Origin of the sequence: Halomonas sp. PGE1 (assembly GCF_013000985.1) — a bacterium.
Lineage (GTDB): Bacteria > Pseudomonadota > Gammaproteobacteria > Pseudomonadales > Halomonadaceae > Halomonas > Halomonas alkalicola.
In genome coordinates, this window is sequence record NZ_CP053032.1 from 1,689,964 (window position 1) to 1,714,902 (window position 24,939).

Consider the following 24,939-nt stretch of genomic DNA (forward strand, 5'->3'; position numbering starts at 1 on the left):
CGCCCGGGCAGGGCCCGGGCGTCGGCATGGCTGGCGGCGCGGCGATCAGTTGACGGCGGCGACGGCCTTGGCCAGGTAGGGCAGGTTCTCGTGGGAGAAGCCTGCCACGTTGGCGCGGCCGGAGCGCACCATGTAGATGCCGAACTCGTCGCGCAGGCGATCGACCTGCTCAGGCGTCAGGCCGGTGTAGCTGAACATGCCGCGCTGCTCGGCGATGTGCGCATACTTCTGGTCGAGGCCGTAGGGCTTCAGGGCCTCGACGAAGTCGCGACGCAGGGTGTTGATGCGGTCGCGCATCTCGGTGAGCTCCTCGCGCCAGATGGCGGCGAGCTCCGCGGAGTGCAGGATCTCGCTGACGATGGCGCCGCCGTGGGCCGGCGGGTTGGAGTAGTTCTCGCGGGCCACGATGGCGATCTGCGAGCGGACGTTCTCCATCTGCTCGGCGTTCTTCGCCACCATGATCAGGGCGCCGGTACGCTCGCAGTAGATGCCGAAGTTCTTGGAGCAGGAGCTGGTGATGATCACCTCGTCGAGGTGCTCGGCCAGCAGGCGCACGGCGTAGGCGTCCTCCTCCAGGCCCTCGCCGAAGCCCTGATAGGCGAAGTCGACCAGCGGCAGCAGGTTGCGCTCGCGCAGCACCTCGAGCACGGTCTGCCACTGCTCCCGGGAGAGGTCGAAACCGGTGGGGTTGTGGCAGCAGGCGTGCAGCACCACCACGTCGCCCTCGGGAATCTGCTTCAGGGCGGCGAGCATGCCGTCGAAGTCGAGGCGGTTGTCGGCGTCCACATAGGGGTACTTGTGCAGCGCGATGCCGGCGGCGGTGAAGATGCCGTGGTGGTTCGGCCAGGTCGGGTCGGAGACCCAGATCCCCTTGCCGGGCAGCTCCTTGGCGATGAAGTCGGCCGCCAGGCGCAGGGCGCCGGTGCCGCCGGGTGACTGGGTGGCGCTGGCGCGGTTCGCCGCGAGGACCGGAGAGCCCTCGCCCAGCACCATCGGCAGCACCACCTCACCGTACGCGGGCGCCCCGTGGGAGCCGATGTAGGTCTTGGTGGTCTCGTTCTTGAGCAGCAGGGCCTCGGCTTCCTTGACCGCGCGCATCACCGGGGTGTTGCCCTGGGCATCCTTGTAGACGCCGACGCCGAGGTCGACCTTCTGGGGGTTGGTGTCCTTCTTGAAGGCCTCGATGAGACCGAGGATGGCGTCCCCGGGAACCCGCTCAATGTGTTCGAACATTTAATTCGCTACCTCGTCGGTTCTGGCGGCAAGAATGAAGTCGTTCCTGTGCAGGCCCCGTATCTTGTGTGACCACCAGGTCACGGTGACCTTGCCCCATTCGGTCAGCAGGGCCGGGTGGTGACCCGCCGCCTCGGCGATCTCGCCGACGCGGTTGGTGAAGGCCAGCGCCTGCTTGAAGTCGGGGAAGGTGAAGGCCCGCTCCAGCTGCATGATGCCATCGCGCTCGACGATCTTCCACTGGGGGATCTCCGGCTTGAACAGCGCGATCTCGGCTTCGCTGACGGTGGGGGCGCCCTTGCGGCAGGCCTCGCAGGGCTGCTGGGACAGCTGGCTCATGGTGTGGCTCCCGGGGTGATGGCATGACCCTGTCAAGGTCGTGCAGCCGGCCCCGGGCGTCAAGCACCCGCGGCGGTGGCGGCGGGATTGAGCCGCCGGGGGTGTCACGTTATCTTGACACTCCGTCATGCCGGCGTGACACCCCGTGGCCGGCCTGGCCTCCCTGATCCCCCTGAGGAGCGTTGCCACCATGCGTCTGAGGTTTCACTGCCAGAATCGGGTGGGCATCCTGCGCGATATCGTGGCCCACTTTGCCGACTATGGCCTCAACGTGGCCCGTGGCGAGGTGGGGGGCGAACAGGGCAACGCCATCTACCTGCATGTGCCCCACCTGCTCAATGCCCAGCTGGTGACCCTCAAGCCCGAGCTGGAGGCGGTGCCCGGGGTCTTCGCGGTGCGCCGGGTCGGCCTGATGCCCAGCGAGCGGCGCCACCTGGAGCTCGATGCGCTGCTCTCCTCGCTCACCGACCCGGTGATGTCCATCGACATGGAGGGGCAGGTGGTGGCCGCCAACCGCGCCGCCGGCCAGCTGCTCGGCGTGCGCATCGACGAGGTGCCGGGCCTCTCCCTGGACCGCTACCTGCCCGACCTGGACCTGCCCGAGCTGGTCCGGCGCAACAACGCCCGGGTCAACGGCCTGCGCGTCACCCTGCGTGATACCACCTTCCTGGCCGACATTGCGCCGCTGCACCGGGAGCATCTCGATGACGTGGCGTCGCTGGCCGGCGCCGTGGTGACCCTGCACCGTGCCGAGCGCATCGGCGAGCGCATCTATCAGGTGCAGCGCCAGGAGCTGCGCGGCTTCGAGGCGATCTTCCAGGCCAGCCCGCGCCTGGAGGCGCTGACCCGGGAGGCCCGGCGCATGGCGCCGCTGGATGCGCCGCTGCTGATCCAGGGCGAGACCGGCACCGGCAAGGAGCTGCTGGCGCGGGCCTGCCACCTGGCGAGCCCCCGCGGCCAGGCACCCTTCATGGCGCTCAACTGCGCGGGGTTGCCTGAGTCCATGGCCGAGACCGAGCTCTTCGGCTATGCCCCCGGCGCCTTCGAGGGGGCCCGGCCCGAGGGCAAGCTCGGCCTGCTCGAGCTCACCGCCGGCGGCACCATCTTCCTGGACGAGGTGGGGGAGATGAGCCCGCGCCTGCAGGCCAAGCTGCTGCGGTTCCTGCAGGACGGCGGCTTCCGGCGGGTGGGCAGCGACGAGGAGACCTGGCTCGACGTGCGGGTGATCTGCGCCACCCAGCAGGACCTGCCGCGGCTGTGCGCCGAGGGTCGTTTTCGCCACGACCTCTTCCATCGCCTCAACGTGCTGTCGCTCGTGGTGCCGCCGCTGCGCGATTGTCGCGACGGCATCCCTGCCCTGGCGGAGCATTTCATCGACCGTGCCGCCCGCCAGATCGGCTGCCCGCTGCCGGTGCTCTCGGCCGCGGCCCTGGCCCGCCTTGCGGCCTACCCTTGGCCCGGCAACGTGCGCCAGCTGGAGAACGTGCTCTTCCAGGCGGTCTCGCTGTGTGACGGTGCCCGCATCGAGCCCCTTCACCTGCGCCTGCCCGAGGTGGGGGAAGGCCCCCTGCTGGCCGGCCTGGACCTGTCGGGAAGCCTGGCCGAGATCATGGGCGCGGTGGAGCAGCGGGTGCTGGCCGCCCTCTATCCCCGCTTTCCCTCCAGCCGGCAGCTGGCCAGGCGGCTCGGGGTCTCCCACACTACCATCGCCAACAAGCTCCGGCGCCACGGCATCGGCGGGGAGGAGGGCGATGCCTGATGGAGCCGGCCGAACAGGAGGGCGTCATGCCGAACAACGCTGCACCGGGTCAGCTGCCGCTGTGGCTGAAGCTTGCCTTCACCGCCTGGATCATCGGCTGGGCGCCCACCTACTGGGTGCTGCTCGGGCCGCAGAACTACTTCTGGCTATGTAACCTGGCGAGCTTCCTGATCCTGGTTGGCCTGTGGCGGGAGAGCCGGCTGCTGCTCTCCATGCAGTGGCTGGCGGTGGCCCTGGTGGGCACCCTTTGGGCACTGGACGTGGGCACGGCCTGGCTGACGGGGGTGCATCCCATCGGTGGCACCGAGTACATGTTCGATGACGACCAGCCGCTGCTGACCCGGCTGATGTCGCTCTACCACCTGGTGCTGCCGGTGGTGGCGGGGCTCGCCATCTGGCGGCTCGGCTATGCGCCGCGGGCGCTGGCCTGGCAGTCCGTGCTGACCTGGCTGGTGGTGCCGGCGAGCTACCTGCTCACCGAGGCCGAGCGCAACATCAACTGGGTGCACGGCCCCTTCGGCACCCATCAGGAGTGGCTGCCGCCGCTGGTCTACCTGGCGGGGCTGATGGCGCTGTGGCCGCTGCTGATCTACCTGCCGGTGCACCTGGCGACGCGCTGGCTGCAGCGGCGTGGTCGCCTCCCAGGCGCGGGCTGAGCGGCGCCGTTCAGGCCCCTGTCGGGGCCGCGGTGCTCCTGTGCACCGCCTCGCGCACCTCGGCGTAGGGGTAGGCCTCGAGCGCCCCGAAGCCGGGCAGGCCGCGCGCCTTGAGCCGGGTGAGGCGGGGCGTGGTGATGCCGCACAGGAAGCGCGCCAGCAGGTCTGCCGTGGCGGGGCCGCCGGCGGCATCCTCGGCGAGCCGAGGGCCCAGCGCCGCGAGGTGTGCGGCGAGCTCTCGCTCCTCCAGCGGGGCCAGCGACGGCGGGGCCGGCAGCCGCGCGGGCTGGCCCCGGCAGGCGGAGCAGTGGCCGCAGTGCACCGGGGCCTGGGTATCGCCGAACCACTCGGCGAGCCGTCGACTCAGGCAGTCATCGGACTCGAACAGCGCCAGCATGGCGTGCAGGCGGGCGATCTCGGCCTGTTCCCTGTCGCGGAAGTAGGCGTGGAGCTCGGCGCCGAGGGCGGCGGGGTCCCGGGGGGGAGCGAGCACCCGGTAGACCTCGGTGAGCTGCTTGCTCTCGAGCGCCATCCACCCCTTCTCGACGAAATACTCGAGGGCCGTGAGCACCCGGCCGCGCTGGACGTCCAGCCCGCGCTCCGCGCCCAGCCGCTCCAGTACCGCGAAGTCCAGGGCGTGCCAGGTGCGCGCCCGGGGGGCGGCGTCGAGGATGGCCTGCACGAAGGCGCGGCGCTCGCCCGCAAAGCGCTCGACCAGAGCCTCGGGCTCCTCCTGCAGGCGGAAGCGGTAGTCGGCGAAGTAGCTGTGGCGCGGGGCGATGATGCCGCGCAGCTCCAGCTGCACCAGCAGCGTCTTGAGCGGCAGCGGGCGGATATCGCTGTCCCGGGAGAGGGCGTTCAGGGTGAGCTCCCAGTCGCCGCCATGGTGCTCGGCGGCCTCGACCAGGGCATCGATCACGCGAACGATGCCCTGGCGCTCCGGGGTGTCGCCGTAGACGAAGGTCTCCAGCACCCCGAGGGTGTCGCGCCCGGCCAGCATCAGGCACTCGGAGGTGGCGCCGTCGCGGCCCGCGCGGCCGATCTCCTGGCTGTAGTTCTCGATGGACTTGGGCAGGTCGAAGTGCACCACGGCGCGGATATCGGCCTTGTCGATGCCCATGCCGAAGGCGATGGTGGCGACGATGCAGTCACACCTGCCGGCCATGAAGTCGCGCTGGATCGCCTCGCGCCTGTCGGCCTCGAGCCCCGCATGGTAGGCGGTGGCGGGGATGCCGGCCTTGCCCAGGTAGGCGGCCAGGCGCTCGGCGGTCTGCTGCAGGGTGACGTAGACGATGGTGGGGAAGGGGGCCGCGCCGCGTCGCGCCTGGAGCCAGGCGGCCAGGGCGCGAGGGCGGGCGTCGGCGGCCACCGGGGCGACCGTCAGGTCGAGGTTCTTCCGGTAGAAGCCGGTGGCGGTGACATCGGCGGCCGCGATGGCGAAGCGTCCGCGCATGTCGTCGATCACCCGCGGGGTGGCGGTGGCGGTGAGCAGCAGCGCCTGGGGGATACCGAACTCGCGCTGGTAGTCGGGGAGCTTCAGGTAGTCGGGGCGGAAGTTATGGCCCCACTCGGAGATGCAGTGGGCCTCGTCCACCACCATCAGCGAGATCGGCACCCGGCGGATGAAGGCGCGGAAGCGCTCGTTCTTGAGACGCTCCACCGAGATCATCAGGATGCGGATCTCGCCGCGCTCGACCCCGGCCATCACCGCGGCGGTCTCCTCGCGACTCTGCCCGGAGTCGATGCTGCCCGCGGGGATGCCGTGGCGTGCGAGAAAGGCGAGCTGGTCCTGCATCAGCGCCAGCAGCGGCGAGATGACCAGGGTGAGGTGGGGCAGGTGCAGGGCGGGCAGCTGGTAGCAGAGCGACTTGCCGGAGCCGGTGGGGAAGATCGCCGCCGCCGAGCGGCCCGCCGCCACCGCCTCGATCACCGGGCGCTGGCCGGGGCGGAAGTCGGCATAGCCGAAGACGCGCTTCAGGGTCTCGTCGATCATGGTGGGGCGCTTGATATGGATGAATGTCCAGTATAGGCGCCCTGGTCGCCTGTGTCTTCCTTGTGCCGGCTCACCCTGGGGTCAGGCGTCCGCCAGGGCGCGGTTGCGGCCGTCGTTCTTGGCGGCGTAGAGCCGGTGGTCGGCGCGCGCGATCAGCTGGCGTGCCCCTTCGCCGATGCGATGCTCGGCGATGCCGATGCTTGCCGTGATGGGGTGCTCCACCCCGAAGTCGTGCCCGGCAATCGAGCCGCACAGCCGCTGTGCCAGGGTCAGAGCGCGACGCTTCGACGTCAGCGGCAGCAGCAGGGCGAACTCCTCGCCGCCCATGCGCGCCACCAGGTCCTCCTCGCGCAGCATCGCCTGGCAGAGTCGCGCCACCTCACGCAGCACCTCGTCCCCCTGCAGGTGGCCGTGGGTGTCGTTGATGACCTTGAAGTGGTCGATGTCGAGGATCATCAGCGACAGGGGGGTGGCGTGGCGATTGCTCAGGGAGACCGCCTCCTCCAGGCGCGCCATCAGGTGCCGGCGGTTGGCGACGCCGGTGAGGTCGTCGGTGTCGGAGAGGCGACGCAGGCGCGCCTCCTCGGCCACCTGCTCGGAGATATCCATCAGCATGCCATGCCACAGCACGCCGTCGTCGGCGGGGGTAGGCTGTGCGCGCAGGGCGACCCAGCGTACGCCACGCCCCTTGAGGGGCAGCCGGAAACGGGTGCTCACTGGAGTCTGTCCGCGCACCGAGCGCTCCAGCGCCGCCATCAGGCGTGGGTAATCCTCTTCGACCAGGCGGTCCAGGGCGGGGCGGGCATCCTCGGCGAGTCGCTCCGGGGCGATGCCGATCAGGCGGACGCCGCCGCCGGCCAGGTAGGGAAAATGTAGCCGCCCGTCATGGTGACGGTGCAGTTGGAAGATGACCCCGGGCAGCCGGTCGATGGCCGCGGCATCAGCCTCCCTCCCGCCCGGCATGACTGTCGTCGACGTCATGTGGGTTTCCTTGTTCTGTGTCCCGCTGCGTACGGGTGGTGTTCTGGTTATGGTGGACGCGGCTCTGTGGCCGGCCATATTCTTATTCTACCCTGATTCCCTTCCGCCGTTCGTTGACGGATCTCCGTCAGTGGATGTAGGCGATCGCCGACAATTTATCTTTTCCTGATCCATATCAAGGGAGGGGCAGCCCCGCGCAGCGCTCCCGGGCCAGCTCGTCGATGCGGTCGCAGTCCCACCGGCCGTCCATGTAACTTCAAGGCGCTCTTCGAATCCATCGAGGAAGACCAGATCCGTCGCGGCGTGCTCAAGGCCGAGTGAGCCGCGGCGCCCCCTGCCGGAGCGAAGAAGAATAACGCCATGGCAGGCTGCCAAATCACGGCAATATCCATCACAATGCCGGGCCAGAACGGCCTGGTATTGTGGTGTCCAACCATAAAAGCAACGTGATTCCCCTGGTGTAACATGACGACGAACGCACAACCTCGTGCCCAGTGGCTCGGCCGCTGGGGCTTCGTGCTGGCGGCCACCGGTTCCGCGGTGGGTCTCGGCAACATCTGGAAATTTCCCTACATCACCGGCGAGTACGGCGGCGGCGCCTTCGTACTGGTCTACCTGGCCTGCATCCTGGCAGTGGGCATCCCGGTGATGATGACCGAGATCGCCTTCGGGCGTCGCGGCCGCGGCAGCCCCATCGACGCCGTGCGGCGGGTCGTCAACGAGTCCGGCCGCGCCTCTGCCTGGTCGCTGCTGGGCTGGATGGCGATGCTCTGCGGCTTCATGATCCTCTCCTTCTATGCGGTAGTGGCAGGCTGGTCCTTCGCCTACCTGTGGAAGATGCTGACCGGTGTCTTCGCCGGGGCCGGCGCCGACGACATGGTGGGCATCTTCGTCGCCAACAACGAGCACCCGCTGAACCTCGGCTTCTGGAGCACCCTGGTGGTGGTGGCTACCATGCTGATCGTCGGCAAGGGGGTGCAGGCCGGCATCGAGCGCAGCGTCAGCTGGATGATGCCCGGCATGGTGGTGATGCTGGCGATTCTGATCGGCTACGGCGTGTTCTCCGGCGGCTTCGGCGAGGCGTGGCGCTTCCTGTTCTCCTTCAACGCCGGCAGCCTGTCGAGCGAGGGGATGCTGGCGGCCCTGGGCCATGCCTTCTTCACCCTGTCGCTGGCCTCCGGTGCCATCCTCACCTACGGCAGCTACCTGCCGGCCCGGGCCTCCATCGCTCGCACCACCCTGACCGTGGCCGCCGCCGATACCTTGGTTGCGCTGATGGCGGGGCTGGCGATCTTCCCGATCATCTTCGCCAACGGCATGAGCCCGGCGGAGGGGCCGGGGCTGATCTTCATGAGCCTGCCGCTGGCCTTCCAGGCAATGCCGCTGGGCACCCTGTTCGGCATCCTCTTCTTCGTGATGCTCTCCATGGCGGCGCTCACCTCGTCGATCTCCATGGTGGAGGCCACCGTCTCCTGGCTGACCGACAACAAGGGGATCTCGCGCGGCGCCGCGGCCTGGGGCACCGGCATCGTGCTGTGGGTGGTGAGCACCCTGGCGATGCTCTCCTTCAACCTGGGCGCCGACTGGACCCTGGCCGGGCGCAACGTCTTCGACTGGCTCGACTACCTGACCGCGCGCTGGATGATGCCGCTGGGTGGGCTCGGCCTGGTGCTGCTGGCCGGTTTCGTGCTCAAGAGCGAGATCCTGCGTGACGAACTCGGGCTCTCGCCGCGGGCCCATGCGCTGTGGCTCTTCGCCGTGCGCTACCTGGCCCCGCTGGGCATCCTGGTGATCTTCGCCGATGCCCTGGGCGTGGCCCGCATCGAGTTCGGCCTGCACTGGCCCTGGCTGCTGGCGACGCTGGTCGTGATCACCCTGATCGGTGAGCTGGCCTGCCCCAGGCTGCGTCGCACCCTCCAGGGCTGAGCCCCTCTCGTCACCCGCCCATCGCCCCCGCCTCGTCGGGGGCGATGACGTTTCGGGCGGTGGAAAAGGTTATAAGCTCGGTGCGGATGGAGAGTGGCAGGCGCGTGGCAAAATCATTACCTTTCGGAATATCAACAAATAGATTGTCCGAGGTAATGGAATATGCAGCAGAGCCCGTCTCCCCACGAGCCCCCAGGCACCGCCTTCGCGCCGGGCAGCGTCTGCCTGGTGGGGGCAGGCCCCGGCGACCCGGAGCTGCTGACGCTGAAGGCGCTGCGCCGCCTCCGGCAGGCCGAGGTGGTCCTGCACGATCGACTGGTCGGGGCGGAGATCCTGGCCCTGGCCAACCCGGCGGCCGAGCGCCTCTACGTGGGCAAGGCGCGCTCGAACCACAGCGTCCCCCAGGAGGGCATCAACCAGGCGCTGGTGGAGTGGGCGAGGGCGGGGAAACGTGTCCTGCGATTGAAGGGGGGCGATCCCTTCATCTTCGGGCGCGGCGGCGAGGAGCTCGAGACCCTGTCGGCGGCAGGCATCCCGGTGGAGGTCGTTCCCGGCATCACCGCCGCTTCGGGGTGTGCCGCCTATGCCGGCATCCCGCTGACCCACCGCGACCACGCCCAGTCGGTGCGCTTCATCACCGGCCACCTGAAGAACGGCAGCGCCGAGCTGGACTGGCCGGCCCTGGCCAGCCCCGGCCAGACCCTGGTCTTCTACATGGGCCTGCATGGCCTGCCCGAGATCTGCCGTCAGCTGGTGGCCCATGGCCTCCCCGAGACCACCCCGGCGGCCCTGATCGAGCAGGGCACCACGGCGCGCCAGCGGGTGCATCGCGCGACCCTCGCCGACCTGCCGGCGCGACTGGCCCAGGCGTCGCCCCGGCCACCCACCCTGATCATCGTCGGTGGAGTGGTCGGGCTGCACGGCACCCTGGCCTGGTTCGACCCCGCGCATGCCGGGGCCGGTGGCTGGGAGACCGGTAGCCGCGGCTGAGGCGGGGCGCTGCCGGCGACGGCGTGGTCGTCGCGTGCGACAATGAGGGCTCCACGATCGTCGGGAGCCCATCATGACGGCTCGTCCCAAGGATGCCCTCGCCGAGGTGAGGCGACTGCGCCACCAGCGCCCGCGGCGCCACCGCCTGATGCGCAGCTTCCGCCTGCAGGTGATGCTGCTGGTGGGGGTGCTGCTCGCCGCCATGCTGCTGGCCCAGGGCGCCTACCTCAATCACCGCAAGGCCGAGATCATCAGCGACCAGATGGGCCAGCGTGCCCTGGCGGTGGCCCAGAGCGTGGCCGCCATTCCCGAGCTGGTTGCGGCCTTCGACGAGCCCGACCCCAGTGTCACCATCCAGCCCATCGCCGAGCGTATCCGCCGCGACACCGGGGCCCGCTATGTGGTGGTGGGCAACGCCGAGGGCATCCGCTACTCCCACCCGCTGCCGGACCGCATCGGCCTGCCCATGGTCGGGGGCGACAACGACCGGGCGCTGATCGGCGGCGAGTCCTACGTCTCCGAGGCCGAGGGCTCGCTGGGCGAGGCGATGCGCGGCAAGACCCCTGTGTTCGACGCCGAGGGCAACATCATCGGCATCATTTCGGTGGGCTTCATGCTCGACCGGGTGGCCCTGGACGTGGGGCGACACACCAGCCTCGGCTGGTGGCTGGTGGCGGCCATGATCGCCCTGGGCTTCGCCGGCGCCTACGGGCTCTCCCACCACCTCAAGCGGGTGATCCTGGGCCTCGAGCCCCACGAGATCGCCCGGCTCGCCATGGAGAAGGAGGCGATCCTGCAGTCGATCCACGAGGGGATCCTCGCCGTCAACCGCGAGGGCGAGATCACCCTGGTCAACCAGCAGGCGCGGCGCTTCCTGGGGCTGCCCGAGGCCCGGGAGGTGCTGGGGCGGCCGATCCAGGAGCTGGTGCCCAACTCGCGGCTGCTGGAGGTGCTCGAGCGCGGCGAGCGGCAGTTCGACCAGCAGATGTGGCTCGGCGACCACCCGGTGGTGGTCAATCGGGTGCCGGTGCGCCACGCCGGCGAGATCGAGGGGGCCGTGGCCACCTTCCGCAGCCGCCGCGAGATCGTCGAGCTCTCCGATGCCCTGACCGCCGCCAGCCGCGACGTGGACATGCTGCGTGCCCAGGCCCACGAGTTCTCCAACAAGCTCTACACCCTCTCCGGGCTGCTGCAGCTCGATCGCATCCAGGAGGCCCTGGCGCTGATCCACCAGGAGAGCGAGCGGGCGCAGGCGCAGATGAGCTTCCTGATGGGCCACGTGGCCGACCCGGTGATCAGCGGCACCCTGCTCGGCAAGCTGACCCGGGCCCGCGAGATCGGCGTGGTGCTGGAGATCGACGACCAGAGCTCCTTCTCGCTGCCGATGACCGCCGCCGGCCAGGAGGTGCTGATGACGGTGCTGGGCAATCTCATCGACAACGCCTGCGATGCCGCCCGGCAGGGCGCCGGCCCGGATGGCGATGGAGACCGTGGCGAGCTGCCGCGGGTCAGGCTCTTCTTCACCGACCTGGGCGAGCAGCTGCTGATCGAGGTGGAGGACAACGGCCCCGGTGTGCCGTCCGCCCAGGTGGCGCGCATCTTCGAGGAGGGCTACTCCACCAAGCCCGGCCGCCACCGCGGCATCGGCCTGGCCCTGGTCGCTCGCCTGTGCGCCGAGCAGGGCGGCGCCATCACCCTGGAGGAGAGCGAGCTGGGCGGGGCCTGCTTCACGGTGGTGCTGGACCGTTCGCTGTGCCGCGACCCGGCCACGGCCTGAGCGAGCCCCGGCTCCCCAACCGCCACCACCGTCAGAGGAGGAGAGATGTCGAACGACCCCCAGTCGGCCCAGGGCCAGGACCTCGATCATCAGGGCCATGGCGTCCTGATCATCGAGGACGACTTTCGCATCGCCGAGATCCACCGCGCCTTCATCGAGCAGAGCGAGGGCTTCCGGGTGGTGGGGATGGCGCGCTCCGGGGCGGAGGCCCGCACTCTGCTCACCGACGTCGGGGAGGCGGTGGATCTGGTGCTGCTCGACGCCTATCTGCCCGATGTCGAGGGGCTCGAGCTGCTCTGGCTGCTGCGCCGCGACCACCGCCATGTCGACGTGGTCATGGTCACCGCCGCCCGGGAGGTGGAGACCATCGGCGAGGCGCTGCGCGGCGGCGTCTTCGACTACCTGATCAAGCCCGCCGAGGCCTCGCGCATGGCCCAGATGCTGGCGCGCTTTCGCCGCGAGCGGGCGGCCCTGGCGGCCCGTGGCGAGATGAACCAGGAGGAACTCGACCGGGTGCTGGCGCGGGTGCAGCCCGAGGCGGGCGGGTCGCGGCGGCAGTTGCCCAAGGGCATCGACCGGCTGACCCTGCGCGCGGTGGTGGCCGCCCTGGAGGAGGCGAGGGCGCCGCTGGCGGCCATGCAGGTGGCCAGGGCGATGGGCGCGAGCCGCTCCACGGCGCGGCGCTACCTGGAGTTTCTGGTATCGGTGCAGGTGATGGAGGCCGAGCTGGGCTATGGTGATGTGGGCAGGCCGGAGCGTCGCTATCGCCTGGTGGGGGACGCCACTCCCTGGTGCGAGGAGGGGTGAGGGGCTCGCCGCCGTGAGCAGAATGGACACAATGCCCACAACGCACTTTTTCTTCATTATGTTCACAAGGTTGTGATCCCTGGCGCCGCTCCTCTAACGTTCGCTCCGTAGTTCCATAATAACGAACCCGCCTAGAGGAAATCGCCATGACCGCCACGTTCACTGCCAGGGGTCTCACCGCCATCGTACTGCCGCTGGCCGCGCTCACCGGCCTGGCCGGCGCCGCCCAGGCCGACGACTGGACCCCGACACGCTCCATCGAATTCATCGCTCCGGCCAATCCCGGTGGCGGCTGGGATACCCTGGTGCGCACCACCTCCCGTGTCATCCAGGAAGAGGGCCTGGCCGGCCAGAACCTGGCCGCCATCAACGTGCCCGGCGGCGGTGGCGCGGTGGCCTGGGCCCAGATCGCCCGCGACAGCGGCAACCCCCATAAGCTGTTTGCCACCAGCCCGCCCATCATCCTGGTGCCCCTGGCCGGCGCCTCGCGCTATGACCACACGCATTTCACGCCGGTTGCGCGGCTGATCACCGACTACTCCATCGTGCTGGTGAGGGCCGACTCCGACTACGAGGATCTGGGGCAGCTGATCGAGGCCCTGGGAGAGAGGCCGAACCTGAGCGTCGGCGGCGGCAGCGCTCCGGGCTCCATGGACCACATCTCCATGGCAGGCCTGGCCTCGGCGGCCGGCCTGAGCGCCGCGGGGGTCAACTACATCCCGTTCTCCGGCGGCGGCGAGGCGATGACCAACCTGATGGGCGGGCACGTCGAGGCGGTGATCACCGGGGCCGGCGAGGCCTCGGGCCAGCTGGGGGAGGGCAGCGAGGTGAGGGCGCTGGGCGTCTCGTCGCCGGAGCGGCTCGGCGGCGTGCTGGCCGAGGTGCCCACCTACCAGGAGCAGGGCATCGACTACACCTTCGACATCTGGCGCGGGGTGATGGGAACGCCCGACATGCCGGTCGAGGCCGTCGCCTACTATGAGGAGCTCTTCGCGCAGATGCTCGAGACCGACGGCTGGGCCGCCGCCCGCGACCAGCTGGGCTGGATCGACGCCTATCAGGACAGCGAGGAGTTCGGCGCCTTCCTGGACGAGCAGCGCGAGCAGTTCAGCGAGGTGCTGACCGAGCTCGGCCTGATCGGCGGCTGATGCCGACCGGCGCTCGCCGCCGCTGACGCCCTCGAGCCCTGGTCTCCCCGGGGCTCGATTCCTTCGAAGGTGATTCCCGGGCTCGGGGCTGGCGCTGCCAGCCTCGGGCTCGAGGTGGATGCATCATGACACGACTCAATACCAACCAGATCCTGGCGCTGATCATCGCGCTCTTCTCGGTGGGCTATCTGGCGATGGCCTTCCAGATCCCCCAGTTCCCCCTGCCGCGGCCGATCGATTCCGACCTCTTTCCCAAGGTGCTGGGATTCACCCTGCTCGGCCTTGCCGGGCTGCTGTTCCTGGAGAAACCCAAGGCGCAGGACATTCCCGACGAACCGAGCCTGGAGGCGCTGAGCCAGCCCCTGCTGCTGCGCCCCTGGTCGCGGGTCGTCATCACCTCGCTGGCGATCACCGCCTACGCCCTGCTGCTGGTGCCGGTCGGCTTCGTGGTGGCCTCCACGCTGCTCTCCTTCGGCCTGGCCTGGTACTACGGCTATCGTCGACACGGGGTCAACCTGGCGACCTCGCTTGGGGTGGTGCTGGCGCTGTACCTGACCATGACGCGCCTCATGGAAGTCTACCTGCCCACCGGAATCCTGCCGATCTGATGTCCCATGACACGATCCGCCCGCGAGAGAGAGCCCGCTCATGGACGCCTTGAATAACCTGATGTACGGCTTCGGCATCGCGCTTGAGCCCATGAACATCGCCTATGTCTTCGCCGGCGTCTTCGCCGGCACCATCATCGGCATGCTGCCGGGCCTGGGCCCGATCAGCGCCCTGGCCCTGATGATCCCGATCACCTTCGCCATGGAGCCATCGTCTGGGCTGATCCTGATGGCCGGCGTCTATTACGGGGCCATCTTCGGTGGCTCGAGCTCGTCGATCCTGCTCAACGCGCCCGGCGTGGCCGGTACCGTGGCCACCTCCTTCGACGGCTACCCCATGGCCAAGCAGGGCATGGCCGGCAAGGCACTGGCCATCGCGGCCTATGCCTCCTTCGTGGGCGGTACCATCTCCATCGTCTTCCTGATGATGGTGGCGCCGATGCTGTCGAAGGTGGCGGTGGCGTTCGGCCCGGCCGAGTACTTCGCCCTGATGGTGCTGGGCCTGACCGCGGTGGTGTCGCTTTCCGACAAGTCGCTGGTCAAGGGGCTGATCGCCGCCGTGGTAGGGATCATGATCTCGATCATCGGCATCGACCTGCAGACCGGCACGGTGCGTTTCGCCTTCGGCAGCTCCCATCTGCTGGACGGTATCGACTTCCTGGTAGTGGCGCTGGGCATCTTCGCCCTGGCCGAGGTGTTCTACATGCTGCTGCGGGGTGGCGGGGGCAAGGAGCAGCCGCGCAACGCCATCGGCTCGCTCAAGCTCAGCCGCAGCGAGGTCGGGGAGATCGCGGGCCCCATCGGGCGCAGCTCGGTGCTGGGCTTCTTCACCGGGGTCCTGCCGGGGGCCGGTGCGACCATCGGCTCCTTCCTCGGCTACAGCATGGAGAAGCGCATCGCCAAGGATGGTGACACCTTCGGCAAGGGCAATATCAAGGGGGTGGCGGCACCCGAGGCGGCCAATAACGCCGCCTGCACCGGCTCCTTCGTGCCCCTGCTTACCCTCGGCGTGCCGGGCTCCGGTACCACGGCGGTGCTGCTCGGTGCCCTGCTGGTCATGGGGGTATCGCCCGGGCCTGCCATGCTGGTGGACCGGCCCGACGTCTTCTGGGGCGTCATCGCCAGCATGTACATCGGCAACATCATGCTGCTGGTTCTGAACCTGCCGCTGATTCCCTACATCGCCAAGATCCTCGAGATGCCGCGCCCGCTGCTGCTGTCGCTGATCCTGATCTTCTGCATGGTCGGCGTCTATGGCATGAGTTTCAGCATCATCGACCTGCTGTTCCTGCTCGGTTTCGGCCTGGTGGGGCTGGGCATGCGCCTGTTCGGCTTCCCGGCGGCACCGCTGATCCTGGCGCTGATCCTGGGGGCCATCATGGAGGAGTCCATGCGTCGTGCCCTGCAGATCTCCGGCGGCGACTGGATGGTCTTCATCGACAAGCCGATCTCCATGTGGCTGCTGATCATCGCGGCACTCTCGCTGCTGCTGCCGGTGGTCAAGCCGATGATGCACAAGCTGCGGACCCGCCGGGGCGCCTGATCCCTGCCGCGCAGTGCCCGACGGGGGCGCCGGCTATGCCGGCGCCCCCGCGTCGTTGTACCCGGGCTCTCGGCGCGCGGCACGTCCGCCGCGCACTGACCTGGCGCAAGGAGGCGGGCACGACGCACCGAACGGTGCATGGCGGCGCCCTCGGTTGCACCGAGGTGGTGCGTCAAGCGCTCTGCTGCGCCGCATTAATTAGAGACAACTGCTTGTATTTGCAAGCCTTTATCGGGAATGGCCCACTGTGGCGCACCCCTTGCAAAGTCTCCTTGTCCCACAACAACGACCCCCGAGCGGGGAGCAAGGAGATTCTCGTGACCCTATCCCATCGCAAGTCGCTGCCTCTTCGTCCCCTGACCGCCGCGCTGCTGACCGCCTCCCTGCTGGGGGCCGGCGGCCAGGCCCTGGCCGATGACGATCCCATCAAGGTGGGCATCCTGCATTCGCTCTCCGGCACCATGGCGATCAGCGAGACGGTGCTCAAGGACACCGTGGAGATGCTGATCGCCAAGCAGAACGAGCAGGGGGGGCTGCTCGGCCGCCAGCTCGAGGCGGTGGTGGTGGACCCGGCCTCCAACTGGCCGCTGTTCGCCGAGCGCGCCCGGGAGCTGCTCGCCCAGCATGAGGTGGACGTGGTCTTCGGTAACTGGACCTCGGTGTCGCGCAAGGCGGTGCTGCCGGTGTTCGAGGAGCTCAACGGCCTGCTCTTCTATCCGGTGCAGTACGAGGGGGAGGAGTCCTCCGAGAACGTCTTCTACACCGGCGCCGCGCCCAACCAGCAGGCCATCCCCGCGGTGGAGTACTTGATCAACGAGATGGGCATCGAGCGCTTCGCGCTGCTCGGCACCGACTACGTCTATCCGCGCACCACCAACCGCATCCTCGAAGCCTTCCTCAAGGAGGAGCACGGCATCGCCGACGAGGACATCATGGTCAACTACACCCCCTTCGGGCACAGCGACTGGCAGAACATCGTCGCCGAGGTGCGCCGTTTCGGCAGCGAGGGCAAGCCCACCGCGGTGGTCTCCACCATCAACGGCGATGCTAACGTGCCCTTCTACCGGGAGCTGGGCAACCAGGGGGTGGACGCTGGCGACATTCCGGTCATCGCCTTCTCGGTGGGAGAGCAGGAGCTCACCGGCATCGACACTGCCCCCCTGGTGGGCCACCTGGCCGCCTGGAACTACTTCATGAGCGTCGACACCGACGCCAACTACGACTTCATCGACGCCTGGATCGAGTGGACCGGCGACGAGGAGGCGGTCACCAACGACCCCATGGAAGCCCACTACATCGGCTTCAACATGTGGGCCGAGGCGGTGCGCAAGGCCGGCACCACCGACCCCGACGCCATCAAGGACGCCATCATCGGCGTGGTGGTGCCGAACCTCTCCGGCAGCTACGCGGCGATGATGCCCAACCACCACATCACCAAGCCGGTGCTGATCGGCGAGGTCCAGGACAACGGCCAGTTCGACATCGTCTGGCAGACCCCCTCCACCGTGGTCGGCGACGCCTGGTCCGACTTCCTGCCCGGCTCCCGTGACCTGATGGCCGACTGGCAGGCGCCCATGCGCTGCGGCAACTTCAACGTGGCCACCGGCCGCTGCGGCGGCAGCACCGCCGCCGAGGAAGCCGAGGCCGCCCTCGCCGAGTAACGCCCGCTCCCGGCGTCGCATCAAGCGCAAGGCGCCGGGGACAGGTCGAAGAGGGGGTCCTATGCCAGGGATGGCATCGGTAGCAATGGGATGGAGTCCTCCCCACCCTATATCGGCGTCATTGCGCCACACTGGTGGGCAGGAACACCAACCAGCCTGAGGGTGAGGAGAACTCGTCATGAACATTACCCGTGTCGGCGTCGATATCGCAAAGTCTGTTTTTCATGTCCACGGCGTCGATCGCCATGATCAGGTGCAGTGGCAAGGTAAGTACACCCGCGAAAAATGGCTGGATGAGGTCAGCAAGCGGGTGCCGGCGGGAGCCGAAATCGGCATGGAAGCCTGTGCCTCGTCTCACTACTGGGCGCGGGCCTTGCAGGAGCGAGGCTATCGCGTCAAGTTGATCGCCGCACAGTTCGTGACGCCCTACGTGAAGAGCAACAAGAATGACCGGGTCGACGCCGAAGCGATCTGTGAAGCCATGGGGCGGCCCAGCATGCGCTTCGTGGCCGTCAAGAGCGTCGCTCAGCAGGATACCCAGGCGGCACACCGCATTCGTGAAGAGCTGGTACGGCAGCGCACGGCCAAGGCCAATCAGATACGTGGGCTGGTGGGGGAGTATGGCCTGGTCGCTCCGGTGGGTATCGGTCAGTTGCGTGCCGCCCTGCCTCGCTGGCTGGAAGAGGCAGACAACGGGCTGACGGATGCCTTTCGTGTCCTGCTTGCCGGCCTTGCCGAGGATCTGCGACACCTGGATGAGCGCATCGCGACGGTCACGGCGAGCCTCGAGCGACAGGCCAAGGCAGACCCCGTGGCCAAGCGGCTGATGACGCTGCAGGGTATCGGTCCACTGACCGCCACCGCGCTGGCCGGCGCCCTCGGCGATGGCAAGAGCTTTCGGCGCGGGCGAGATTTTGCCGCCTCGCTCGGCTTGACGCCTCGACAACACAGCACCGGGGGGCGAGACCGCCTGCTGGGCATCAGCAAACGCGGCGACAGTTACCTGCGCAAGCTACTGGTGCATGGTGCGCGATCGGTGCTCCGGCATGTGGGTACCAAGGACGACGGCCTGAGCCAGTGGGTCAGGCACCTGGCCGAGCACAAACATGCCAATGTGGCGGTCGTCGCACTGGCCAACAAGACGGCACGTATCGCCTGGGCGGTAACCCGCCATGAGAGCGCCTATGATGCGTCGCTGGCGTCCCGGCTTTCGGCATGAAAAACCATTGGATTTAGCACGTTAATATAATATTGAGCACCGTCCACCACGATTGCTGAGCATGCTGCAGGATGGCGAACAGGTCGAACCGACGTCAGACAACCCCTTCTGGACGCTGAGCCTTTTGAGCTCGAGGTAGCGATTGGGAGCTGACGTGCGGATAGCCCATCAAGGTCCGATGTTCATGAGAGCATCATTACTGAGACCGGATATACGTGTGCAGTCGTACCTACCGACCATCGTGCCTCGTGCTTGCAAACGGGGAGGACTCCATATACGCCCAGGGATGGGTTTACAGCGCCCCCTCGCAGGCCTGTCGCCGGAACAGCCTTGAGTGATTCTGCCTGCTGTGATTTCGCGGGGCGCACGCCCGCTTTACCCCCTTAGTGACTCCCTAATCCAAAGGATGAACCCATGAGGCGTCTCCTTTTTCTCTGGCTGCTGGTGCTGCTGGCCGTGCCGCTGGGCGCCCAGGCCCAGCCCGCGGCCGACGATTCCGCCGCCATCGAGCTGCTCGACGCCCTCGACGTCGACAGCTTCCCCGCCAAGAGCCGCGCCATCGAGGCCATCGTGGCCAGCGACGACGAGCGCGCCCGGGACTGGCTCCAGGCCCTGCTCGACGGCCGCCTGCAGCGCGCCGACGACGGCCGCTTCGTGGTGGTGCTGGACAACCGCGGCCGCGACTGGCCGGTGGAGGATGCCCTCACCGGCGAGGCGCTGGGCGAGATGTCCCGGCGCGATCTCGACCGCATCGGCATCAACAACGCCCTGCGTAACCAGCTGCGCAGCGCCATCGCCGTGGTAGATCTCTACTCGGCGGACCTTGCGCTGCGCCGCGCCTCCGCCGAGCGGCTGCTCGGCGAGGTGGACGCCGACCTGGCCGGCCCCCTTGCCGAGGTGATCGAGGGCGAGGAGGACGCCCGGGTGCGCCGCCGCCTGACCCAGGCGCTCGCCATCTACCGCCTGGAGCAGGGCGAGGTGGCCGCCGTGGCCGACCTCGAGGGCAGCCTGCACTCCCGGGTGCGCGTCGCCCTCAACGGCGCTGCCAATGGCGACGACCCGGTGCTAGCCGATGCCGCACGCAACGCCTTGAACCAGATCGAGCAGATGCTCAAGGTCAACCGCGCCGCCGAGACCCTCTACTTCGGACTCTCCCTGGGCTCGGTGCTGGTGCTGGCGGCCATCGGCCTGGCCATCACCTTCGGGGTGATGGGGGTGATCAACATGGCCCACGGCGAGTTGATCATGCTCGGCGCCTACACCACCTGGATGATGCAGCAGCTGCTGCCCGGCCAGCCTGGGCTGGCGCTGGTGCTGTCGATTCCCGCCGGCTTCCTGGTGGCGGCGCTGGCCGGCATCGCCATCGAGCGCGGGGTGATCCAGTTCCTCAAGGGGCGGCCCCTGGAGACCCTGCTGGCCACCTTCGGCATCAGCCTGATCCTGCAGCAGCTGGTGCGTACCCTGATCTCGCCCCAGAACCGCACCGTGGTCTCCCCGGAGTGGATGAGCGGCTCCATCGCCATCAACGACGCCCTCTCGTTGACCCTGAACCGCATGGTGGTGATCGCCTTCGCTCTGGCGGTGTTCGCCGCCCTGGTGCTGATCATGCGCCGCACCCGGCTCGGGCTCGAGGTGCGGGCGGTGACCCAGAACCGCGCCATGGCGCGCTCCATGGGCATCCGCGCCACCCGGGTCGATATCCTCACCTTCGCCCTGGGCTCCGGGGTGGCGGGACTCGCCGGGGTGGCGCTCTCCCAGCTCACCAACGTGGGGCCCAACCTGGGCCAGAGCTACATCATCGACTCCTTCATGGTGGTGGTCTTCGGCGGCGTCGGAAACCTCTGGGGCACCCTGGTGGCGGGCCTGTCGCTGGGCGTGATCAACCAGGTGCTGGAGCCCTGGGCGGGCGCCGTGCTGGCCAAGATCATCGTGCTCGTCTTCATCATCCTGTTCATTCAGAAGCGCCCCCGCGGGCTCTTCCCGCAGAAGGGCCGGGCGGCGGAGGGCTAGCCGATGCATTCCACACACTTCTGGCTGACGCGCCCCTTCGCCGAGCGCTCGACGCAGCTCTTTCTCGGCGTGCTGCTGGCGGCCATGACCCTGGTGACGCTGCTGCACCTGGCCGTGCCCCAGGGCCATCCGCTTTACGTCAACGCCTATACCGTCAACCTCTTCGGCAAGTACCTCAGCTATGCGCTGCTCGCCGTCGCCGTGGACCTGGTGTGGGGCTATCTGGGCATCCTGAGCCTCGGCCACGGCGCCTTCTTCGCGCTGGGCGGCTACGCCATGGGCATGTACCTGATGCGCCAGATCGGTGACCGCGGGGTGTATGGCGATCCCGTGCTGCCGGACTTCATGGTGTTTCTGAGCTGGGAGAACCTGCCCTGGTACTGGCTCGGATTCGACATGGCTTGGTTCGCCTTCCTGATGGTGCTGCTGGTGCCCGGCGCCCTGGCGCTGGTGTTCGGCTTCCTCGCTTTCCGCTCCCGGGTCACGGGGGTCTATCTCTCCATCATCACCCAGGCGCTTACCTTCGCCCTGATGCTGGCCTTCTTCCGCAACGAGATGGGCTTCGGCGGCAGCGACGGCCTGACCGACTTCCGCGAGATCCTGGGCTTCAACCTGAGAAGCAATGAGACCCGCCTCGGGCTCTTCCTGGCCAGCGGCGTGGCCCTCGCCCTGGGCTACGTCGTGTGCCGGGCCATCGTGGGAAGCAAGCTCGGCCGGGTCTGCGTGGCCACCCGTGACGCCGAGGCGCGCACGCGCTTTCTCGGCTACCGGGTGGAGCGCTTCCAGCTCTTCGTCTTCGTGGTCTCGGCGATGCTGGCGGGGCTCGCCGGCGCCCTCTACGTGCCCCAGGTGGGGATCATCAACCCCAGCGAGTTCTCGCCGCTCTTCTCCATCGAGATCGTGCTCTGGGTGGCGCTCGGTGGCCGGGCGACCCTCTACGGGGCGGTGATCGGCGCAATACTGGTCAACTACGCCAAGACCTACTTCACCGGCGCCATGCCCGACGCCTGGCTCTTCGCCCTCGGCGGGCTCTTCGTGCTGGTCACGGTCTTCCTGCCCAAGGGCGTGGCGGGGCTCCTTGCCTATCGCCTGAAGCGTCGCCGACGGGGCGGTGACCACGGCGCGTCCGGCAATCAAGACGGAGCCACCGGCTCGGAGGTGACCCCATGAGTTTCCTGAGATCCCTGGCCGACCGCGATCGCGTCTTCGATTTCCTGGTGCCCGCCGCCTCGCCGGTAGACGTGCGCCACGGCCCGATCCTCTACCTGGAAGACGTCACGGTGAGCTTCGATGGCTTCAAGGCCATCGACAACCTCAACCTGACCATCGACGACGGCGAGCTGCGCTGCATCATCGGCCCCAACGGCGCCGGCAAGACGACCATGATGGACATCATCACCGGCAAGACCCGTCCCGACACCGGCTCGGTGTGGTTCGGCAGCCGCCACGACCTGCTGACGATGAACGAGCCGGAGATCGCCAGTCTCGGCATCGGCCGCAAGTTCCAGAAGCCTACGGTCTTCGAGGCGCTCAGCGTGTTCGAGAACCTGGAGCTGGCCATGGCCGCCGACAAGCGCATCCTGCCGACCCTGACCGCACGGATGAGCGGCGAGGTGCGCGACCGCATCGAGGAGGGGCTCGACACCATCGGCCTCACCGCGCTGCGTGACCGGCCGGCGGGCATCCTCTCCCACGGCCAGAAGCAGTGGCTGGAGATCGGCATGCTGCTGATGCAGCGGCCGCGCCTGCTGCTGGTGGACGAACCGGTGGCCGGCATGACCGAGCAGGAGATGGAGCGCACCGCGGAGCTGCTGACCGGGCTTGCCGGCAAGCAGTCGGTGGTGGTGGTGGAGCACGATATGGGCTTCGTGCGCTCCATCGCCCGCCAGGTGACGGTGCTCCACCAGGGCAGCGTGCTGGCCGAGGGGACCATGGACCAGGTGGCCAGCGACCCCAGGGTGATCGAGGTCTACCTGGGGGCCGAGGCCGACGAGGAGATGGCGTGATGCTCAGGATCGACAAGCTCAACCAGTACTACGGCGAGAGCCACACCCTCTGGGATCTCGACCTCGAGGTGCCGGCGGGGGAGTGCACCTGCGTGATGGGCCGCAACGGGGTGGGCAAGACCACCCTGATGAAGTCGATCATGGGCGAGGTAAGGGTGGCCTCCGGCAGCCTCCGCTACGCCGACGACGTGGAGCTGACCCGGCGGCGCGTCGAGGAGCGCTCGCGGCTCGGCATCGGCTACGTGCCCCAGGGCCGCCAGATCTTCCCGCTGCTCACCGTGGAAGAGAACCTGCGCACCGGGCTCGCCGCCCGGGGCGACGGCCGCAGGACGATTCCCGAGCGCATCTACGAGCTCTTCCCGGTGCTTCGGGAGATGAAGCACCGTCGCGGCGGCGACCTCTCCGGTGGCCAGCAGCAGCAGCTGGCCATCGGCCGGGCGCTGGTGCTCGAGCCGCGGCTGCTGATCCTCGACGAGCCGGGGGAGGGCATCCAGCCCAATATCGTCACCCTGATCGGCGAGGTGATCCGCAGGCTGATCGCGGAAGACGGCCTCACCGTGCTGCTGGTGGAGCAGAAGCTGCCCTTCGCCCGCAAGTACGCCGACCGCTTCGTGATCATGGACCGCGGCCGGCCGGTGGCCAAGGGGGCCATCGGCGAGCTCTCGGATGCGCTGATCAGGGAGCACCTCACCGTCTAAGGTCGGAAGCGACGACGGGCGGTTACAGCTGGCTTATATCACTCGGGGCTGACCTGTCGGCAAGCCTTCGAGCGGGGCCGGCCTTCCGGAGGCGCTCTGAATACATCCCTGTACGTATATGGAGTCCTCCCCGTTTGCAAGCACGAGGCACGATGGTCGGTAGGTACGACTGCACACGTATATCCGGTCTCAGTAATGATGCTCTCATGAACATCGGACCTTGATGGGCTATCCGCACGTCAGCTCCCAATCGCTACCTCGAGCTCAAAAGGCTCAGCGTCCAGAAGGGGTTGTCTGACGTCGGTTCGACCTGTTCGCCATCCTGCAGCATGCTCAGCAATCGTGGTGGACGGTGCTCAATATTATATTAACGTGCTAAATCCAATGGTTTTTCATGCCGAAAGCCGGGACGCCAGCGACGCATCATAGGCGCTCTCATGGCGGGTTACCGCCCAGGCGATACGTGCCGTCTTGTTGGCCAGTGCGACGACCGCCACATTGGCATGTTTGTGCTCGGCCAGGTGCCTGACCCACTGGCTCAGGCCGTCGTCCTTGGTACCCACATGCCGGAGCACCGATCGCGCACCATGCACCAGTAGCTTGCGCAGGTAACTGTCGCCGCGTTTGCTGATGCCCAGCAGGCGGTCTCGCCCCCCGGTGCTGTGTTGTCGAGGCGTCAAGCCGAGCGAGGCGGCAAAATCTCGCCCGCGCCGAAAGCTCTTGCCATCGCCGAGGGCGCCGGCCAGCGCGGTGGCGGTCAGTGGACCGATACCCTGCAGCGTCATCAGCCGCTTGGCCACGGGGTCTGCCTTGGCCTGTCGCTCGAGGCTCGCCGTGACCGTCGCGATGCGCTCATCCAGGTGTCGCAGATCCTCGGCAAGGCCGGCAAGCAGGACACGAAAGGCATCCGTCAGCCCGTTGTCTGCCTCTTCCAGCCAGCGAGGCAGGGCGGCACGCAACTGACCGATACCCACCGGAGCGACCAGGCCATACTCCCCCACCAGCCCACGTATCTGATTGGCCTTGGCCGTGCGCTGCCGTACCAGCTCTTCACGAATGCGGTGTGCCGCCTGGGTATCCTGCTGAGCGACGCTCTTGACGGCCACGAAGCGCATGCTGGGCCGCCCCATGGCTTCACAGATCGCTTCGGCGTCGACCCGGTCATTCTTGTTGCTCTTCACGTAGGGCGTCACGAACTGTGCGGCGATCAACTTGACGCGATAGCCTCGCTCCTGCAAGGCCCGCGCCCAGTAGTGAGACGAGGCACAGGCTTCCATGCCGATTTCGGCTCCCGCCGGCACCCGCTTGCTGACCTCATCCAGCCATTTTTCGCGGGTGTACTTACCTTGCCACTGCACCTGATCATGGCGATCGACGCCGTGGACATGAAAAACAGACTTTGCGATATCGACGCCGACACGGGTAATGTTCATGACGAGTTCTCCTCACCCTCAGGCTGGTTGGTGTTCCTGCCCACCAGTGTGGCGCAATGACGCCGATATAGGGTGGGGAGGACTCCATCCCATTGCTACCGATGCCATCCCTGGCATAGGACCTCCTCTTCGGCTTGCCCCCAGCGCCCCTC

Annotated in this window: 20 protein-coding genes; 15 read left to right on the forward strand and 5 right to left on the reverse strand. The window is 68.0% G+C overall.

Annotation, left to right across the window (positions count from 1 at the left end; all coding sequences use genetic code 11):
• Positions 1–45: 45 nt before the first annotated feature.
• Together HIR79_RS07975 and HIR79_RS07980 are read right to left on the reverse strand one after the other, a co-directional pair.
• On the reverse strand, positions 46–1,233 hold the full coding sequence (locus tag HIR79_RS07975) for an amino acid aminotransferase (protein WP_169957918.1): 1,188 nt from the start codon (positions 1,231–1,233) through the stop codon (positions 46–48).
• The gene (locus tag HIR79_RS07980) at positions 1,234–1,572 is read right to left on the reverse strand and encodes a 4a-hydroxytetrahydrobiopterin dehydratase (protein WP_119020834.1); all 339 of its coding nucleotides are present in this window, start codon (positions 1,570–1,572) and stop codon (positions 1,234–1,236) included. It lies immediately after the preceding gene.
• 190 nt (positions 1,573–1,762) lie between these two features.
• Here HIR79_RS07980 and HIR79_RS07985 point away from each other — a divergent pair, with 190 nt between their 5' ends.
• Together HIR79_RS07985 and HIR79_RS07990 are read left to right on the forward strand one after the other, a co-directional pair.
• Complete coding sequence (locus tag HIR79_RS07985; protein WP_169957919.1) at positions 1,763–3,331, forward strand: sigma-54-dependent transcriptional regulator; 1,569 nt, start codon at positions 1,763–1,765, stop codon at positions 3,329–3,331.
• Positions 3,332–3,357: 26 nt separating this feature from the next.
• Positions 3,358–3,987, forward strand: coding sequence for a hypothetical protein (locus HIR79_RS07990; RefSeq protein WP_169957920.1), 630 nt, complete (start codon positions 3,358–3,360; stop codon positions 3,985–3,987).
• Between the two features lie 10 nt (positions 3,988–3,997).
• On the opposite strand, the gene HIR79_RS07995 is transcribed toward HIR79_RS07990, so the two are convergent.
• Both HIR79_RS07995 and HIR79_RS08000 read right to left on the reverse strand, forming a co-directional pair.
• Positions 3,998–5,980, reverse strand: coding sequence for a RecQ family ATP-dependent DNA helicase (locus tag HIR79_RS07995; protein ID WP_169957921.1), 1,983 nt, complete (start codon positions 5,978–5,980; stop codon positions 3,998–4,000).
• A gap of 81 nt (positions 5,981–6,061) precedes the next feature.
• Positions 6,062–6,961: a sensor domain-containing diguanylate cyclase gene (locus HIR79_RS08000; protein WP_249322284.1), complete on the reverse strand. Its 900-nt coding sequence runs from the start codon at positions 6,959–6,961 to the stop codon at positions 6,062–6,064.
• 465 nt (positions 6,962–7,426) lie between these two features.
• Here HIR79_RS08000 and HIR79_RS08005 point away from each other — a divergent pair, with 465 nt between their 5' ends.
• From HIR79_RS08005 to urtE, 13 genes are all read left to right on the forward strand, one after another.
• Positions 7,427–8,887, forward strand: a complete 1,461-nt coding sequence (locus HIR79_RS08005; protein ID WP_169957922.1) for a sodium-dependent transporter — start codon at positions 7,427–7,429, stop codon at positions 8,885–8,887.
• 162 nt (positions 8,888–9,049) lie between these two features.
• Positions 9,050–9,877: a uroporphyrinogen-III C-methyltransferase gene (gene cobA / locus HIR79_RS08010; protein WP_169957923.1), complete on the forward strand. Its 828-nt coding sequence runs from the start codon at positions 9,050–9,052 to the stop codon at positions 9,875–9,877.
• A gap of 73 nt (positions 9,878–9,950) precedes the next feature.
• Entirely contained in the window at positions 9,951–11,654 is a 1,704-nt protein-coding gene (locus HIR79_RS08015; protein ID WP_169957924.1) for an ATP-binding protein, read from the forward strand.
• Between the two features lie 45 nt (positions 11,655–11,699).
• Complete coding sequence (locus tag HIR79_RS08020) at positions 11,700–12,461, forward strand: response regulator (RefSeq protein ID WP_169957925.1); 762 nt, start codon at positions 11,700–11,702, stop codon at positions 12,459–12,461.
• Positions 12,462–12,607: 146 nt separating this feature from the next.
• Positions 12,608–13,609: a tripartite tricarboxylate transporter substrate binding protein gene (locus HIR79_RS08025; RefSeq protein ID WP_169957926.1), complete on the forward strand. Its 1,002-nt coding sequence runs from the start codon at positions 12,608–12,610 to the stop codon at positions 13,607–13,609.
• A 125-nt stretch (positions 13,610–13,734) separates the two neighbouring features.
• Positions 13,735–14,217, forward strand: a complete 483-nt coding sequence (locus tag HIR79_RS08030) for a tripartite tricarboxylate transporter TctB family protein (RefSeq protein ID WP_169957927.1) — start codon at positions 13,735–13,737, stop codon at positions 14,215–14,217.
• Between the two features lie 40 nt (positions 14,218–14,257).
• Complete coding sequence (locus tag HIR79_RS08035) at positions 14,258–15,760, forward strand: tripartite tricarboxylate transporter permease (protein WP_169957928.1); 1,503 nt, start codon at positions 14,258–14,260, stop codon at positions 15,758–15,760.
• 311 nt (positions 15,761–16,071) lie between these two features.
• Positions 16,072–17,421 carry an urea ABC transporter substrate-binding protein gene (gene urtA / locus HIR79_RS08040; RefSeq protein WP_379688216.1) on the forward strand — a complete coding sequence of 450 codons (1,350 nt, stop codon included), beginning with the start codon at positions 16,072–16,074 and terminating at the stop codon, positions 17,419–17,421.
• Between the two features lie 178 nt (positions 17,422–17,599).
• Positions 17,600–18,640, forward strand: a complete 1,041-nt coding sequence (locus HIR79_RS08045; RefSeq protein WP_169957516.1) for an IS110 family RNA-guided transposase — start codon at positions 17,600–17,602, stop codon at positions 18,638–18,640.
• 414 nt (positions 18,641–19,054) lie between these two features.
• Positions 19,055–20,650 carry an urea ABC transporter permease subunit UrtB gene (urtB, locus tag HIR79_RS08050; RefSeq protein WP_169957930.1) on the forward strand — a complete coding sequence of 532 codons (1,596 nt, stop codon included), beginning with the start codon at positions 19,055–19,057 and terminating at the stop codon, positions 20,648–20,650.
• Between the two features lie 3 nt (positions 20,651–20,653).
• Positions 20,654–21,820 carry an urea ABC transporter permease subunit UrtC gene (urtC, locus tag HIR79_RS08055; protein WP_169957931.1) on the forward strand — a complete coding sequence of 389 codons (1,167 nt, stop codon included), beginning with the start codon at positions 20,654–20,656 and terminating at the stop codon, positions 21,818–21,820.
• A complete protein-coding gene (gene urtD / locus HIR79_RS08060; protein WP_169957932.1) occupies positions 21,817–22,656 on the forward strand; it encodes an urea ABC transporter ATP-binding protein UrtD in 840 nt (279 codons plus the stop codon). Before urtC ends, urtD begins: the two co-directional genes overlap by 4 nt.
• Positions 22,656–23,354, forward strand: a complete 699-nt coding sequence (gene urtE, locus HIR79_RS08065; protein WP_169957933.1) for an urea ABC transporter ATP-binding subunit UrtE — start codon at positions 22,656–22,658, stop codon at positions 23,352–23,354. The genes urtD and urtE overlap by 1 nt, the downstream gene beginning before the upstream one ends.
• A gap of 392 nt (positions 23,355–23,746) precedes the next feature.
• Here the strand turns inward: urtE and HIR79_RS08070 are convergent, their stop codons facing one another.
• Positions 23,747–24,787, reverse strand: coding sequence for an IS110 family RNA-guided transposase (locus HIR79_RS08070; protein ID WP_169957516.1), 1,041 nt, complete (start codon positions 24,785–24,787; stop codon positions 23,747–23,749).
• Positions 24,788–24,939 lie beyond the last annotated feature (152 nt).

What these genes read in the sequence shown, in the direction of transcription:
- HIR79_RS08035 (WP_169957928.1), top strand. Translation starts at nt 14,258, where the DNA reads ATGGACGCCTTGAATAACCTGATGTACGGCTTCGGCATCGCGCTTGAG.
- HIR79_RS07975 (WP_169957918.1), bottom strand. Translation starts at nt 1,233, where the DNA reads ATGTTCGAACACATTGAGCGGGTTCCCGGGGACGCCATCCTCGGTCTC.
- HIR79_RS08020 (WP_169957925.1), top strand. Translation starts at nt 11,700, where the DNA reads ATGTCGAACGACCCCCAGTCGGCCCAGGGCCAGGACCTCGATCATCAG.
- HIR79_RS07985 (WP_169957919.1), top strand. Translation starts at nt 1,763, where the DNA reads ATGCGTCTGAGGTTTCACTGCCAGAATCGGGTGGGCATCCTGCGCGAT.
- HIR79_RS08015 (WP_169957924.1), top strand. Translation starts at nt 9,951, where the DNA reads ATGACGGCTCGTCCCAAGGATGCCCTCGCCGAGGTGAGGCGACTGCGC.
- HIR79_RS08070 (WP_169957516.1), bottom strand. Translation starts at nt 24,787, where the DNA reads ATGAACATTACCCGTGTCGGCGTCGATATCGCAAAGTCTGTTTTTCAT.
- HIR79_RS07990 (WP_169957920.1), top strand. Translation starts at nt 3,358, where the DNA reads ATGCCGAACAACGCTGCACCGGGTCAGCTGCCGCTGTGGCTGAAGCTT.
- HIR79_RS08030 (WP_169957927.1), top strand. Translation starts at nt 13,735, where the DNA reads ATGACACGACTCAATACCAACCAGATCCTGGCGCTGATCATCGCGCTC.
- HIR79_RS08000 (WP_249322284.1), bottom strand. Translation starts at nt 6,961, where the DNA reads ATGACGTCGACGACAGTCATGCCGGGCGGGAGGGAGGCTGATGCCGCG.
- urtE (WP_169957933.1), top strand. Translation starts at nt 22,656, where the DNA reads ATGCTCAGGATCGACAAGCTCAACCAGTACTACGGCGAGAGCCACACC.
- HIR79_RS07980 (WP_119020834.1), bottom strand. Translation starts at nt 1,572, where the DNA reads ATGAGCCAGCTGTCCCAGCAGCCCTGCGAGGCCTGCCGCAAGGGCGCC.
- HIR79_RS08005 (WP_169957922.1), top strand. Translation starts at nt 7,427, where the DNA reads ATGACGACGAACGCACAACCTCGTGCCCAGTGGCTCGGCCGCTGGGGC.
- urtC (WP_169957931.1), top strand. Translation starts at nt 20,654, where the DNA reads ATGCATTCCACACACTTCTGGCTGACGCGCCCCTTCGCCGAGCGCTCG.
- urtB (WP_169957930.1), top strand. Translation starts at nt 19,055, where the DNA reads ATGAGGCGTCTCCTTTTTCTCTGGCTGCTGGTGCTGCTGGCCGTGCCG.
- HIR79_RS08045 (WP_169957516.1), top strand. Translation starts at nt 17,600, where the DNA reads ATGAACATTACCCGTGTCGGCGTCGATATCGCAAAGTCTGTTTTTCAT.
- cobA (WP_169957923.1), top strand. Translation starts at nt 9,050, where the DNA reads ATGCAGCAGAGCCCGTCTCCCCACGAGCCCCCAGGCACCGCCTTCGCG.
- HIR79_RS08025 (WP_169957926.1), top strand. Translation starts at nt 12,608, where the DNA reads ATGACCGCCACGTTCACTGCCAGGGGTCTCACCGCCATCGTACTGCCG.
- urtD (WP_169957932.1), top strand. Translation starts at nt 21,817, where the DNA reads ATGAGTTTCCTGAGATCCCTGGCCGACCGCGATCGCGTCTTCGATTTC.
- HIR79_RS07995 (WP_169957921.1), bottom strand. Translation starts at nt 5,980, where the DNA reads ATGATCGACGAGACCCTGAAGCGCGTCTTCGGCTATGCCGACTTCCGC.